Source organism: Shigella sp. FC1967, from assembly GCF_001743005.1.
In the GTDB taxonomy this organism is placed as follows: Bacteria; Pseudomonadota; Gammaproteobacteria; order Enterobacterales; family Enterobacteriaceae; genus Proteus.
The window spans coordinates 1-1660 of record NZ_MIIZ01000949.1 but is presented as its reverse complement, the minus strand read 5'-3'; the positions used below and the strand labels follow the sequence as shown (position 1 = coordinate 1660).

General features: G+C 34.2%; 1 pseudogene. It reads left to right on the top strand.

The window, feature by feature from the left end:
- Positions 1 to 91: 91 nt before the first annotated feature.
- Positions 92 to 1526: pseudogene (locus BHE89_RS16560) on the top strand (serralysin family metalloprotease).
- Positions 1527 to 1660: the final 134 nt, after the last annotated feature.

Here is a 1660-nt window from a genome sequence, read left to right as displayed (position 1 = left end):
AGTAGCTATCTTTATTATCGCTGGCGTTCGCCAGATAATTAAAATATTTTCAACATGAAAATAAACTTAACCTAAACTTTATATCCGGAGGATATTATGGGTTCTTCTTTTATTAAAAAAAGCAGTAGGACTATCTAATGTTTCTGATTTATTAGATAAGAGTGGAATTTTCTATAACTTTTCAGCTAAAACGCTACCTTCTTTTGATTATGATACTGCTGGAAAACATATTGCACGTGAAGATTCTACATGGAATGGAAAATATGTTATTGGTCAAGCGGCAGAAGTAACATATTCATTCCCAACTTGGACTGGTAAAAAGTTTAATGATTTTGGTGATAAAAAGCCCTATGGATTTAATTCAACGCAAAAAGAACAATGCAAGACAATCTTTAGATGCATGGGCCGATATCGCCAATATTAAATTTACAGAAGTAGGACCAAATGTAAAATCAGATATTACTTTTGGAAATATTACTGATCCATATGGTAAATTCCAAGCTTATGCCACTTTACCTAACACCTATGATTATTATGGACGTGATGTTTCTGGTCAAGCTTGGTTTAGTGATTATTATTATGCAGGCAATACAACCCCGGAATTAGGTAATTATGGTCGTTTAACGATTATTCATGAAATTGGCCATGCGCTTGGTTTAATGCACCCCGGAGATTATAACGCAGGCGAAAACGTACCTGGTTATTTAAAATCTGACTACGCTGAAGACAGTCGCCAATATACTGTTATGAGTTATTGGGATGAATATGAAACGGGTGCTCATTTCCAAGGTGCTTATGCGGGAGCTCCTCTACTTCATGATATTTCAGCAATGCAATACCTTTATGGTGCAAATACAACGACCAGAACAGGTGATGATGTTTACGGTTTTAATTCAAATACAGGTATTGATTATTACACTGCGACAAGCAGTAACGATAAATTAATATTTTCTGTTTGGGATAGCGGTGGTAACGATACTTTCGACTTCTCAGGATATTATCAAGATCAAGTTATTGATTTACGTGAAGGTCATTTCTCTGATGTTGGCGGACTACAGAAAAATGTTTCTATTGCACAAGGTGTTACAATAGAAAATGCAATCGGTGGTTCTGGTAATGATATTATCTATGGAAATGATGCTGATAATATTCTCGTCGGTGGTGGCGGTAACGATATACTGTATGGTGGCGGTGGTCAAGATACATTATGGGGCAATACGGGTAGCAATACCTTTGTTTATAAAGAAATTTCTGACTCTTTAGCCTCTGCTGCTGACAAGATAATGGACTTCAAATCAGGTATTGATAAGATTGACTTATCAGAATTAATCGAAAATACCTTTAGCCATAAATTCCTTAACTTTGTTGATCAATTTACAGGTCGCTCGGGTGAAGCAACGCTTAAATATGATCAATCAACAAACTCAAGTGAACTTGCTATTAATGCTTATGGTTATGAAAATAGACCTGATTTCAAAATTGACATTGTAGGATTTGTTAATTACGAAACTGACTTTATCGTTTAATTTATTATTAAGTAGGAGAGAAATATCTCTCCTACTTTTTTTACCTATAAGGAGTTATTTTTATTATTATCTTTTAAAAAAAAAAGATAGAGTTATCACTCCATATTGATAAAAATGTAGTAAATAGCAGTAAA